Raw genomic sequence first — 12450 nt, 5'->3', positions numbered from 1 at the left:
GAACATGAAATCGAATTCGCTTTTCATACGCAGCCTGAGCGGCATCGTGCTGGTGCTGGTGATGGTCGGAATGACGCTGGCCTGGTACGATCCTGCTACGGGTGTGCCGGGTACTACCTTTTATGTGCTTTGGACCATTGTCGGACTGCTCACGGTCTGGGAATATGCCCGGTTGGTCAAACGACATCTTGCCGATCGCACAGCCGGTGCACGTGTGGCCTGGTATGTGATCGGTCTTCTCTACATCGCGCAGGCCATCGTGTTGGTCATGCTGCTCGACCCCATGATGGTCGTGACGCTGCTGACCGTCGTATGGCTCTCCGATACGGGCGCCTATCTGATCGGTAGCGCCATCGGTCGCCATAAAATGGCTCCGACCATCTCGCCCAAGAAAACCTGGGAGGGATTTGCCGGAGGGATGCTTTTTGCGGTAGGAACGGCTCTGGTCTGGTTCTCGCTCTACTGGAGCACACAGTTCGACGGTGCCATACTGACCTGGGGCGAAGCTGCCTATGATGACCACGTGATCGGTTCGCTCAAGTGGGCCGGCTTTGGGGTCGTGGTCGGATTGGCTGCCACCCTGGGAGACCTGATCGAATCGAAATTCAAACGTACCATCCGTATCAAGGACTCGGGGGGAATCATCCCGGGGCATGGCGGAATGCTTGACCGTTTCGATGCCCTTCTGTTGGCAGTTCCGGTCGCGTGGGGCTATATACTGCTCACCGGCCTGTTAGGTTAACCGCCGGGGCCGAGAGCGGGGGGCAAAGTGAGGGAGGCGAGGAGTTGGGGGGGAAGCAGAAAGTAGAGAACGCAGCGGGGAAGCTGGTAGGAGACCGTGTTTGGGAGGAGAAGGAGGAGCCGCTGTGTAATCAGAAGTGCGCGAAGGGGACTGGGGCGAGTTGAGTGCGAGACTGAAGGACAGAGAGGGGGGAAGGGCGTAGAGGGATTGCAGCGAAATGAGTTGAGCGTTGCGTGGGTACTGTGGATGGCTGTGGAAACGCGACCCCGTGTGTAGCGGAGTGTAACAGGGGGGCGCAGGCGGAATCGATCCGTCGCAAAGACTGATTTCCCTGTTCGGTTTGAACAAAGGCATACGGCCGGGATTGATGCGTGAGAAAGAAACGGATATTAGCGAAACAACTGTTAAGCATAGATATAACAACAGATGCGAAGACTTTTACACCGGGAAGGACGCCGGATTATCACAACCAGTGCACTCATCGCCGTCGTAGCCGCCGTGGCTGCCGTTCGCTTTTTGCCGCTGTGGCTGAGCATCGCCATTGTCGTGCTCGTGCTGCTGAAAGTGCTCTTCGTGTGCCGATTCTTCCGCGTCCCCGTCCGTAGCGTGCCGGCCGACTACGACGGAGATCCCTATGCCGTGCTCGCCCCCGCCGACGGAACCATCGTGGCCATCGAAGAGGTATACGAAGACGAAATCCTCTCCGAAAAACGTATCCAGGTCTCCATCTTCATGTCGATCTGGAACATCCACATCAACTGGTATCCCGTCTCCGGACTGGTGGAGTACTTCCGGCACCATCAGGGACGGTTCCTCGTCGCCTGGCACCCCAAATCCTCGACCGATAACGAACGAACCACGACCGTTGTGCGCACCACGCTCGGTCACCGGATCCTGTTCCGACAGATTGCCGGTTTCGTGGCGCGGCGCATCGTCAGCTACTCGCACGACGGACTCGAAGCCAACCGGGGGCGTGAGTGCGGATTCATCAAGTTCGGCTCGCGGGTCGATGTTTTCTTGCCGCTCGGCAGCGAAATCCATGTCGCTCTGGGGGACAAGACGGTGGGGATGCGGACGATGATTGCCCGGATGCCCGAAGTGGCGCCCAAGGCGGAATAAGGGTTGCGGCCGGCGGCACCGAGACCGGTGTGCAGTGGGGAGGGGACGGTTTGTTGGTCCCGTCCGCCACGCGGCAGCCGAGGATCGGTCGCGAAGATGATGCCGGTCACAGCACGGCGTGCACCCCTGAAACGAAATTTGTCAAGATATAACTCTCGGAGAGAAGATGAGCCCCATATACCGATGGATTGCAGCCGGAGCCGGCCTGTTGGTCGCCGGATTCCTCGTCTGGTATTTCCAGGCCATCGTCTTCTATATCCTGATCGCTGCCGTCCTGTCGCTGATCGGCAAACCCCTCGTGACGCTGCTCAGCAGTATTCGGATCCGCGAATGGGTCGTTCCGAAGTGGCTCGCCGCCATGGTGACCCTCATCACCATGCTCGTGGTGATCTACGTGTTGGCCGTGAGCCTGATTCCCGTCGTGTTGGACAAGATCGACCAGCTCACCTCCTTCAACCTCGACCAGCTCACCCAGGCGCTGGCGGCTCCCATCGCCCGTGTCGAAGAGTATATCAACCGCTTCCTGCCCGACAATAACTTCTCGATCCGCGAGTATATCCACACCCAGATCGGACCGATGTTCGCCGCCGTGAATATCGGCAGTTCGTTGGCTTCGGTCACCGGCTGGATCGTCGACCTGGTGATCGCCATCTTCTCGGTCAGCTTTATCACCTACTTCTTCCTCAAGGATGACCGGCTCTTTTTCGAAGGAGTCGTGATCCTCTTCCCCTCGAAATACGAAGCCGGTATCAAACGGGCCCTGAACTCGGCTATCACGCTGCTCGTGCGCTACTTTATCGGGATCTGTATCGAGATGATTATCAAACTGATCTGTATCGCCGTACCGCTCTATTTTATCGGTCTCGAGTTCGATACGGCTGTGGTGATCGGGCTGATTGCCGCCGTGTTGAACGTCATCCCCTATATCGGCCCCCTGATCGGTGCCATTGCCGGCTGTGTGATCGCCATGCTCAGCCCCGTGCCCGACGTGCCTATCGGCAGCGTCCTCTTTCAGATGGTGATCGTGTTCGTCATTTTCCAGCTGATCGATAACATCATCCTGCAACCCTATATCTATTCCAGTTCCGTAAAGGCCCATCCTCTGGAGATCTTTATCGTGATCCTGATGGCCGGTTACATTGCCGGCGTGTTGGGAATGCTGCTGGCCATACCCGCCTATACGGTTATCCGTGTTTTCGCCAAGGAGTTTTTCAACAACCTGCGGGTGGTACAGAAACTGACCGAAAAGATTTAGCTTGCGGTGTGGGTGCCCTTGGGGAGCATTTGACAAACCGGCGGTGGAGTGGGGCTGGAGGTCGGGAGAAGAACGGCTCAGGAGCGGAACAGGGGGGGGGAAGGAAGGATGAGGTGGAAAGGAACAATAGGAAAACGGGAGAAAAACTGCTGAGTCCGCAGAGCTGTTGACCGAAAAGGAAAAGAATTTTAACTACATACTAAGACCAGACTTACAAACAAAAACAATGGCAGAGATCAAACAACTGGAGACCATCGCCGCACAGGTCCGTCGTGACATTATCCGGATGGTCGCCTCCGCCGCTTCGGGTCACCCGGGCGGTTCGCTCGGCGCCGCAGACGTGCTCACCGCACTCTACTTCGACGTTATGGACATCCCCCAGGAACGCATCGACCACTTCGCACCCGCGACCGACCACGGGATCGGAGAAGACCTCTTCTTCCTCTCGAACGGCCACATTTCACCCCTCTTTTACAGCGTTCTGGCACGTCGGGGCTATTTCCCCGTGGCCGAACTCGCCGAGTTCCGTCGTATCGGCGCCCGCGTACAGGGACACCCCACCCCCGCAAAAGGTTTGCCCGGTGTTCGTGTAGCCTCCGGCTCGCTCGGTCAGGGCCTCTCCGTGGCCGTGGGTAACGCGCTGGCTAAAAAACTCACCGGCGACAACGATCACCGCGTTTTCGTCATGACCGGTGACGGTGAGCTCGAAGAGGGCCAGATTTGGGAAGCTGCCATGTTCGCCGCAGCACGCGGTGTCGACAACCTTGTCTGCATCGTCGACATGAACGGCCAGCAGATTGACGGTACGTGCGACGCCGTGCTCGGTATGGGTTGCCATGCCCAGTTGCGTGCCAAATGGGAAGCCTTCGGTTGGACCGTGATCGATATGGACGGCCACAACATGCAGCAGATTGTCGATACGCTCCGCTTTGCCAAAAACGATGCCTGCGGCCACGGGAAACCCGTCGTCGTGCTGGCCAAAACCGTCATGGGACACGGCGTGGACTTCATGGCCGGTACCAACGAATGGCACGGCAAGGCCCCCAGCGCTGAACAGGCCGAAAAAGCCCTCGCCCAACTGCCTGTGACCGAACTGGGCGACTATTAGCAGCGCGCGGGAGACGGCGGGCCGCGGGAACGTTTTTCGTGTTCGCCTCGCAGTCCGTTCCGTGTCTCCGCACCGCAGACCCGCTTCCGTTTGTGCGTGTTTCGCCCGGCGGGAACGGCCTGTCGGAACGTTCGTCGAAAGATCGTTTGCGTGTGCCGCAGGCTGATGGCCGGCGCGCCACGAGGAAACTCTTAACCTACAAGAATACCCACATGAGACCCTATACCATTACAGGAAAAAAAGATACCCGTTCCGGTTTCGGCGACGCCATGACCGAACTCGGACGCACCAATCCCGATGTCGTGGCCCTGTGCGCCGACCTCGTCGGGTCCCTGAAACTCGGCACCTTCATCAAGGAGAACCCCGATCGGTTCTTCCAGGCCGGGATTGCAGAAGCCAACATGATTAGTGTTGGAGCCGGGCTGGCTGTCGGAGGCAAAATCCCCTTCGTCAGCACCTTTGCCGCTTTCGCCACCGGCCGTGTCTATGACCAGATCCGGCAAAGCGTAGCCTACTCCAATACGAATGTGAAAATCGCTGCATCGCACGCCGGTCTGACCCTCGGCGAAGACGGTGCCACCCACCAGATCATGGAAGACCTCGGACTGATGAAGATGCTTCCCAACATGGTGGTGATCAACCCCTGCGACTACAACCAGACCAAAGCGGCCACGCTGGCAGCGGCAGCCTATAACGGCCCGGTTTACCTCCGTTTCGGCCGTCCGGTGGAACCCATCTATACCCCCGAAGACGAACCGTTCGTGATCGGAAAAGCCGTGCAGTGGAGCGAAGGCAGCGACGTGACCATCCTCGCTACCGGTCACCTGATGTGGCGTGCCATCCAGGCTGCCGAACAGCTCGAAAAAGAGGGCGTCGGCGTCGACCTGCTCAACATCCACACCATCAAACCGCTTGACAGCGAAGCGATCCTCGCCTCCGTCCGCAAGACGGGTTGCGTCGTGACCTGCGAAGAGCACATGATGAACGGCGGGCTGGGTGACAGCGTCGCACAGCTGCTGGCCCGCACCTGCCCCGTTCCGCAGGAGTACGTAGCCGTGGACGACAAATTCGGCGAAAGCGGTACGCCGGCCGATCTGCTCGTCAAGTTCCACCTCGACGTGCCCGACGTGGTGGCTGCCGTGCGCCGCGTCATGGAACGCAAGCACTAACCGGAGCGTTAAAGTCGGCGGGGTGGGGAAGAAAACCGTACCCCGTTCGGCCTTTCGGCCCTGCGACCCGGGCGGCGAAAATTGCCCGGTGTTCCGGACAACCGGTTTGTCCGCTCCCCCTTTCCGATCCGTAAACAGCACCTTGTGTCGCACATATCATGACTCAAACCGACGACATGCAGTTGATCGCACAGCTTCGCGCCTCCGACCCCGGAGAGCGTGAAGCTGCTTTTATGCAGGTGGTCGATCGGTACAGTCAGCGGATATACTGGACTGTGCGTAAAATCGTCGTCAGCCACCACGATGCCGACGACGTGGTGCAGAACGTCTTTCTCAAGGTGTGGAACTCGGCCGGCAGCTTCCGCGGCGAGTCCGGACTCTTCACGTGGCTCTACCGCATTGCGGTCAACGAGTCGCTGAGCCTGATTCGCAGCCGCCGCACCGGACTCTTCAGCTCACTGGATGACGGGGGTGCTTCGTTCGATCGGATTGTCAGCAGCGAAGGGCTCTTCGACGGCGAAGAGGCCGAACGTGCGCTGGCCCGTGCCGTCGGGCGACTCCCGGCCAAACAGCGGGCGGTCTTCACCCTCCGCTACTGGGACGAGATGCCCTACGAACAGATGTCCGCCATACTCGATACCTCGGTCGGGGCGCTCAAGGCGTCGTACCACCATGCTGTGACCAAAGTCGAGCAGTGGGTGCGGCAGGACGCCTCGGGAGCCGACTTCTTCGTGCCGGACGACGATGCCGATCGAGCCTGAGGCCGATCCCCCCGCTGCTACGGTTGGAAGTGTCGGACAGGCCGGCTTGGATTGTGTGTTGCAGTGCATGCCGTACCGATGTCGAAAAAATATTCGTGACGGATGTTAAACCTATCCGACCTTCGTGCATCCAATATGCAAAGAAAGCCGAACCCATAACAAGAGAGGAGGCAACCATGGATACACCGAAAAACATCAAACCGGGCAACCCCTATCGGGTTCCGGACGGCTATTTTGCCGAGTTGCGCAACACCCTGCGCGACCGCGTGGCAGCGGAGGCAAGCGCACCGCAACCGACGCTTTGGCAGCGGGTCAGGGGACTTGTCGGTCTCTCGGCCGCGTTCGGATGTCTGGTTTTGTTTGCCACGGTCGGATACTACTTTACCGGTTACAAGGCGCAGCAGCGTGAGCAGCTCGCCATGCAGACCGAGACCTCCGACATGATGCTGGGCTATCAGCTCTATACCGACGATCTCGTGGCCCTCGAAGAGTATGCCTATCCCGATTCGGTGACCCAGGTCGAAAATCAGGCGCTGTTTGCCCAGGCCGTTACCGAGTACTTCGATACCTATGGGTTCTACGGTGAAGACCTGTTGGCTGCGCTGACCGAAATCGATATCGAGTGGTAATGGGTCGGGCGGTCCTATGTGAGATTATACACGTTGTATCATGAAAAAAACGAATATCCGAAACGTCAGATTGTTCATGCTGTCGGCTGTTTTCTGTCTTTGCACGCTGGGTGCCGCAGCCACTTCGCCCCACGGTCCCCAGGGACCCCACTGCCCGCAGGGACAGAGCAAAACGCAGCACGGCGAACAGATCCGAAACATGAAGATTGCCTACCTGACGGACGCCCTGCAACTGACTCCCGAGCAGTCGCAAAAGTTCTGGCCCGTCTATAATGCCTATTGGGACGCACGCCGCGAGGTGGGACGCAAACGCCGCGACCTCTATAAAGTGATCCGTACCGGTCAGGCAGGTGAGCAGCAGTTCCAGGATCTGGTGGGAGTGATCGATGACGAACGCAAAGTGATGGTCGAGTATATCGCCAAGTTTCGTCAGATTCTTCCGGCCGACAAGGCAGCCAAGGTATTCGTTGCCGACGAGGATTTCAAAAACTTCCTGCTTCGCCGTGCCACGAACGGCGCTCAGAAGCAGCCGCCCAAGAAATAGTTCGAACATCTCCTCCTGCTGAGTGATGGTGTGTGAGGGCAGAAGGTGAGGGGTAAAGGGAGCTGGAGGAAACCAAGGGTGAGAGAGGCTGAGTGCGGGGGGGCGTGAGTGAAATCGGTGAGAAGAAGCGTGGGCCGGGCTGTGTTGAGGGAAACAGTTGGATAAGGGAGCAGAAGGGAAGAAAGGCAGCGAGGCTAAGGGAACGAAATGGAAAGTGTGAGGAGGGGAGTGTAGAGGGGGGGAAAGAGTCCCGACGAAGGAGAGAGCCGGAAAGACGAGAACGGAGCAGGAGAGTGGGAGAAAGAGCCTCGAACTTTATCGGTATCGCCCGGTATTCTGACTGCAGAATACCGGGCTTTTTGTCTCGGAGTACGGCCGAGCGATCGTTCGGGAGAGGCTTCGGAAAAATTGTCAGCGGGAGGTGAAATTTATGTGACGCCCTGTACCCGTTGGTACTCCGGCTGGCATCGAAACGACGGGGGCGGCCGGTTCGGTGAAATAACCCGACGGGGGATTACAACGCCGCCGGCTTTTTCGTATCTTTGTCTTATACACATTGTAACGCCATGAAACGTAGCTTGTTGAATCTGTTTGCTGTCGGACTGCTGTTGGCGGTGTTCGCGACCGCCCGGGGCCAACGGCAAAGTGTCCTGCTCGACCGTGGATGGACCTATACGCCCGGATGGGAGATGAGCCTCACCGAAGGGGAACAACCCGTCAACCTGCCCCATACCTGGAACACCGATGCGCTCGGCGGGAAAGCCGACTATTATCGGGGACAAGGCGGTTATCTGCGGGCCGTGGAGATTCCCAAAAGTTGGCAGGGTCGGCGTATCTTCCTGCGTTTCGGCGGAGCCAACTCCGTGTGCGACCTGTATGTCAACGGCAAACACGTCGGTCAGCACCGAGGCGGATACACCGCGTTTGCGTGGGAGATTACACAGTATGTCACCTTCGGAGGGCGAAACGTGCTCTGGGTGCGTGTGAGCAATGCCCCCTATCTGGATGTCCCGCCCCTGACCGGTGATTTCAATATTTACGGCGGACTCTACCGCAGCGTCGAACTGATTACCACTCCCGCCACACATATCGCCATGGACCACTATGGCTCGTGCGGTCTCTACGTGACGCCGACGCAGGGATCCGAACAGCAGACCGACGTCAACGTGATGACGGTCATTCGGGGGGGCAGCGGGGAGATTGCTAACGCCACCTTCCTGTTGCGTGATGCCGAAGGAAATCTGGTTGACTCGCTGACCCGCCGCATCAAACTCGGCAACGACGGCCGGAGCGATGTCGCCGCCACGTTCACCATCGCGCAGCCCCACCTGTGGGCCCCCTCCGATCCCTATATGTACGATATGGTGGCCCGTGTTGAGGGTTCCGGCGGGTATGATACCGTGCGGCAGAGTTTCGGTGTCCGCTGGTTCTCGGTCGACGACCAGAACCGGTTTCTGCTGAATGGACAGCCGTTCCAGATCCACGGAGTGTGCCGGGTCGAAGACTGGAGCGGGATCGGCAGCGCCCTTCGTCCACAGAACCATCGGCGCGACGTGGAACTGATGAAAGAGATGGGCGTCAACGCCGTGCGATGTGCCTATTTCCCGAACGATTCATACTTTCTGGACCTCTGTGACCGGGCCGGGATTCTGGTGTGGAGCGAAATTCCGATGGTCGGAGCCGGACTCTATCGCGGCAAGGGGTATAATGACAGTGAGGCGTTTCGGGACAATGCCCGTCTGCAGTTGCGCGAGATGATCCACCAGCAGTACAACCATCCGAGTGTGGTATGGTGGGGCTTGTTTGACCAGCTCGACCAGCGTGGCGACGACCCGATTGAGTTGATCCGCGAGCTGGACGTGATTGCCTCGGAAGAGGGGGGACACCGCCTGACGGTGGCGGCCAGCAACCAGGACGGAGACCTGAATTTCGTGACCGACCTGATCGCCTTCAATCAATTCCTGGGGTGGCTGTCGGGTCAGCCGACCGACTTTGCTGACTGGACGAACGACCTGCGCAAAGGATTCCCCGATCTCAAGAGCGGTGTCAGTGAATATGGAGCCGGAGGCAGCATCTACCAGTGGAGTGACACGCTGTCCCGTCCCGATTATGAAGGAGACTGGCATCCGGAACGGTGGCAGACCTGGCTCCACGAAAACTATTGGAAAACGATTGCCGCCAAGCCCAATTTCTGGGGAACGTTCGTCTGGACGATGTTCGATTACGGTGCGGCGCACCATAAGGACGGGGCACAACCCGGGGTGGCCGATTACGGGTTGGTCACCTTCGACCGAAGCGTGCGGAAGGATGCCTTCTACTTCTACAAAGCCAACTGGAATCCGGTCGATACGTTTGTTCATATCGTTGGCAAACGGTACGATCTGCGGCCCGAACGCAAACAGACCCTGCGCGTTTTCTCGAATCAAAAAGAGGTTGAACTTTTCGTGAACGGAGTCTCGCAAGGCATGCGGACCAACGACGGGCTCGGACGTTTTGAGTGGAAAGACCTGCAACTGAAGTGGGGAGCCAATACGGTCGAGGCCGTGGATCCCGTCTCGGGCGCACGGGACAAAACCGAAATTACGGTGCGCAAGCAGTTGGTACTGCCAGTGTCGACCCTCACGAGTGACGACAAGTCGACAACCCACTCGCGGACGTATCGGTAGTGCTGCGGGAGGGGCCCGGTATCGGGGGGGGGCGGGTGGTGCTCGCAGTGTTGAGGCGTGGTTGCTTGCCTGAGCGGGTAACGGGCCGAAGACGGAGCACAGATGTAACGCCGCAGGGCGTGAACAAAGTTGATGAAAATAGACGGGTTCCCGGGAATCAAACAAAATGATTCCCGGGAACCCGTCTGGTGTAAGACAGGGACTGTACGGAGGTGCGGACTTCGGACAGTGATTCGGCGTTGCGCATGACCTCGGCAATGTACCGCAGATATTCGGGGAGGGGGAAACGGGGTGTTCCGGTGGGTTCTTATAGGGGATTGTCTGTCAGTGAATGTACGCCGAAACAGGTAATTTGCTGCATTCGTCAGGTTTCGCCACTCAGGTCCCGAAGGTGCGATGTGCGGTCTCTGCGTTCAGTCGGTCGAGAGGCTGTTGAGCCGGAAGACCGGAAAAATGTCCCCGATCGGGCCGAAAATAGGCCGAATGAGACTAAACTGCCGAATTAATATTATCTTTGACAGTTAAAAACCAATACTCGAAAATTATGCGGATTACGAAACGTATTTTGATAGCTGTTGCCATCGTGTTGTTCGGGGCCGGCATGCAGCAAAACGCCTCCGCCCAGGGTTTCTATTGGGGCCCCCGTGTCGGGCTCAACGTCAGCACGCTGACCAAAACCACATACTCCAAAGCCCGTGCACGTGCCCATTTGGGACTGATGGCCGGCTATAAAATCAGCGATATCGTCGGTGTGCAGGCCGAAGCCCTCTACTCCCTGCAGGGTAGCAAAATGACCAACAGCGACCACGTCTATTCGTACAACTACTTCAAAATTCCGGTGCTGGCCAAAGTCTATCTGGTCGGCGGGCTGAACATCGAAGCCGGGATCTCGTTCAACTGGCTGATCAAGGCTCAGGAAAAATGGAGCGAACCCTACTATGACGACAGCGGCGCTGAGGTCGGAATGGCCAGCCATACCAAAAACCTGATGGGTAACAGCAAAAGCTTCGATTTCTCGATCCCTGTCGGTATCAACTATCAGTTCGCCCACATGTTCGATGTCGGCCTGCGGTACGATATCTCGACCGTGCGCGTCAACGCCGACCGGAAAAACCATGCCAAAAACAGCAACTGGGCGATCAGTGTCGGCGTCCGCTTCTAACCAACCGATCCCGGTTCCACTCCACCCGGTGGAATGGGGCCGGGGCGATTGTCGCCGGTCAATGCCCTATGCCGGGTGATTCCTATTTCAAGTTCCGTAACAAATTAATTCCTGATAATGAAAAAACTGCTACTCGGTTCTCTCTTCGCGGCACTTCTGTTTAGTGCCTGCAATAGTGGTAAAGGACGGTTGACGGTCAGCATCGAAGGCCTGCCCGACGACAGCCTGATCTGCTCCTACTTCAGTACCCAGACGATTCGTGAGCGTGGCGATATGGCCACTTTCATGGTCGGCGGTACCCGTGACGGTTCGCGGGTCGATTTTTCGATCGACATGCCCGATAAGGATCAGCTCTACAAGGTGCTTCTCGCTCCGCAGAGCTTCCGTGGCGACGGCCCTCGTCAGACCATCGAACTCTTCCTGCTCCCCGACCGGAAAACGCACATCGACGCAACCTACGAAGCCAAAAAGAAAACCATCGAGTACAGCTTTGACGACCCTGAACAACAGCGTTGGGTCGAAGCTAGCAAGGAGATCGAGCCGCTCGAACTGCGTCTCGACATGCTCCAGATGACCGCCATGATGATCTCGCCCGACCGTGCGCCGCAGGACTCGCTCCTGACTCAAATCCAGGCACTGGCCGATACTATCCTGAAAGTCAAGGCCAATTATATCGGGTCGCATCCCGACGATCTGGTCTCGGCCTACTACCTGACCTCCATCAACGACGGCTACGCTTTCGACAGCCTCTATAACCTGGTCGGAGATCAGCTCAAAACGGGTCCCCTTGGCGAGTGGCTCGACCTCCAGAAAGAGGCCGTCGGCAATATGTTTGCAGCCGAAAAGGCCCGTGAAACCGTACAGGTCGGTGCCGCAGCGCCCGACTTCACACTGCCCGACCTCGAAGGCAAGGAGTTTACCCTCTCGTCGCTCTACGGCAAAGGCAAATATACCGTCATCGATTTCTGGGGCACCTGGTGCAGCTGGTGCATGAAAGGGATGCCCTCCATGAAAGAGGCTTATGCCAAAAACAAAGCCAAAGTCGAGTTCGTCGGAGTCGACTGCGGCGACAAACAGGATATTTGGAAACAGGGCGTTGCCAGCCTTCAACTCGAATGGATCAACGTATGGACCCAGAACGACGACGTATCGGTCAGCTACGGCATTCAGGGTTTCCCCACCAAACTGATCCTCGATCCGCAGGGCACCATCGTAGCCCGTTTCAACGGCGAAGACCCTGCCTTCTATACCACACTGGATTCACTGGTTAATAAACAGTAATACCCCCCACAGCC

At 57.9% G+C, this 12450-nt stretch carries 11 protein-coding genes; all 11 read left to right on the top strand.

The window, feature by feature from the left end:
• Positions 1-4: 4 nt before the first annotated feature.
• The 11 genes from BQ5379_RS04385 to BQ5379_RS04335 all read left to right on the top strand — a co-directional run bounded on the left by BQ5379_RS04385 (position 5) and on the right by BQ5379_RS04335 (position 12436).
• Entirely contained in the window at positions 5-742 is a 738-nt protein-coding gene (locus BQ5379_RS04385; protein WP_071134310.1) for a phosphatidate cytidylyltransferase, read from the top strand.
• Between the two features lie 426 nt (positions 743-1168).
• Positions 1169-1861 carry a phosphatidylserine decarboxylase family protein gene (locus BQ5379_RS04380; RefSeq protein ID WP_071134309.1) on the top strand — a complete coding sequence of 231 codons (693 nt, stop codon included), beginning with the start codon at positions 1169-1171 and terminating at the stop codon, positions 1859-1861.
• A gap of 166 nt (positions 1862-2027) precedes the next feature.
• On the top strand, positions 2028-3116 hold the full coding sequence (locus BQ5379_RS04375) for an AI-2E family transporter (RefSeq protein WP_071134308.1): 1089 nt from the start codon (positions 2028-2030) through the stop codon (positions 3114-3116).
• 226 nt (positions 3117-3342) lie between these two features.
• Positions 3343-4224 carry a transketolase gene (locus BQ5379_RS04370; RefSeq protein ID WP_071134307.1) on the top strand — a complete coding sequence of 294 codons (882 nt, stop codon included), beginning with the start codon at positions 3343-3345 and terminating at the stop codon, positions 4222-4224.
• A 212-nt stretch (positions 4225-4436) separates the two neighbouring features.
• Complete coding sequence (locus BQ5379_RS04365; RefSeq protein ID WP_071134306.1) at positions 4437-5393, top strand: transketolase family protein; 957 nt, start codon at positions 4437-4439, stop codon at positions 5391-5393.
• Between the two features lie 158 nt (positions 5394-5551).
• Positions 5552-6154 (top strand): RNA polymerase sigma factor, encoded by a 603-nt coding sequence (locus BQ5379_RS04360; RefSeq protein WP_071134305.1) that lies wholly within the window; start codon positions 5552-5554, stop codon positions 6152-6154.
• Positions 6155-6330: 176 nt separating this feature from the next.
• On the top strand, positions 6331-6783 hold the full coding sequence (locus BQ5379_RS04355; protein WP_071134304.1) for a hypothetical protein: 453 nt from the start codon (positions 6331-6333) through the stop codon (positions 6781-6783).
• 40 nt (positions 6784-6823) lie between these two features.
• A complete protein-coding gene (locus BQ5379_RS04350) occupies positions 6824-7327 on the top strand; it encodes a periplasmic heavy metal sensor (RefSeq protein WP_143039388.1) in 504 nt (167 codons plus the stop codon).
• A 566-nt stretch (positions 7328-7893) separates the two neighbouring features.
• Complete coding sequence (locus tag BQ5379_RS04345; protein WP_083377584.1) at positions 7894-9993, top strand: glycoside hydrolase family 2 protein; 2100 nt, start codon at positions 7894-7896, stop codon at positions 9991-9993.
• A 544-nt stretch (positions 9994-10537) separates the two neighbouring features.
• Complete coding sequence (locus BQ5379_RS04340; protein WP_071134301.1) at positions 10538-11155, top strand: porin family protein; 618 nt, start codon at positions 10538-10540, stop codon at positions 11153-11155.
• Positions 11156-11272: 117 nt separating this feature from the next.
• Positions 11273-12436, top strand: a complete 1164-nt coding sequence (locus BQ5379_RS04335) for a TlpA family protein disulfide reductase (RefSeq protein WP_083377583.1) — start codon at positions 11273-11275, stop codon at positions 12434-12436.
• The last annotated feature ends 14 nt before the right edge of the window (positions 12437-12450 follow it).

The organism is Millionella massiliensis (genome assembly GCF_900104655.1).
GTDB lineage: Bacteria > Bacteroidota > Bacteroidia > Bacteroidales > Rikenellaceae > Rikenella > Rikenella massiliensis.
This window is presented reverse-complemented; position numbering and strand designations above follow the sequence as displayed.

Bases quoted from the DNA above. Each gene is read 5' to 3' on its own strand.
- BQ5379_RS04360 (WP_071134305.1), top strand. From the start codon at position 5,552: ATGACTCAAACCGACGACATGCAGTTGATCGCACAGCTTCGCGCCTCC.
- BQ5379_RS04350 (WP_143039388.1), top strand. From the start codon at position 6,824: ATGAAAAAAACGAATATCCGAAACGTCAGATTGTTCATGCTGTCGGCT.
- BQ5379_RS04335 (WP_083377583.1), top strand. From the start codon at position 11,273: ATGAAAAAACTGCTACTCGGTTCTCTCTTCGCGGCACTTCTGTTTAGT.
- BQ5379_RS04345 (WP_083377584.1), top strand. From the start codon at position 7,894: ATGAAACGTAGCTTGTTGAATCTGTTTGCTGTCGGACTGCTGTTGGCG.
- BQ5379_RS04385 (WP_071134310.1), top strand. From the start codon at position 5: ATGAAATCGAATTCGCTTTTCATACGCAGCCTGAGCGGCATCGTGCTG.
- BQ5379_RS04365 (WP_071134306.1), top strand. From the start codon at position 4,437: ATGAGACCCTATACCATTACAGGAAAAAAAGATACCCGTTCCGGTTTC.
- BQ5379_RS04355 (WP_071134304.1), top strand. From the start codon at position 6,331: ATGGATACACCGAAAAACATCAAACCGGGCAACCCCTATCGGGTTCCG.
- BQ5379_RS04380 (WP_071134309.1), top strand. From the start codon at position 1,169: ATGCGAAGACTTTTACACCGGGAAGGACGCCGGATTATCACAACCAGT.
- BQ5379_RS04370 (WP_071134307.1), top strand. From the start codon at position 3,343: ATGGCAGAGATCAAACAACTGGAGACCATCGCCGCACAGGTCCGTCGT.
- BQ5379_RS04340 (WP_071134301.1), top strand. From the start codon at position 10,538: ATGCGGATTACGAAACGTATTTTGATAGCTGTTGCCATCGTGTTGTTC.
- BQ5379_RS04375 (WP_071134308.1), top strand. From the start codon at position 2,028: ATGAGCCCCATATACCGATGGATTGCAGCCGGAGCCGGCCTGTTGGTC.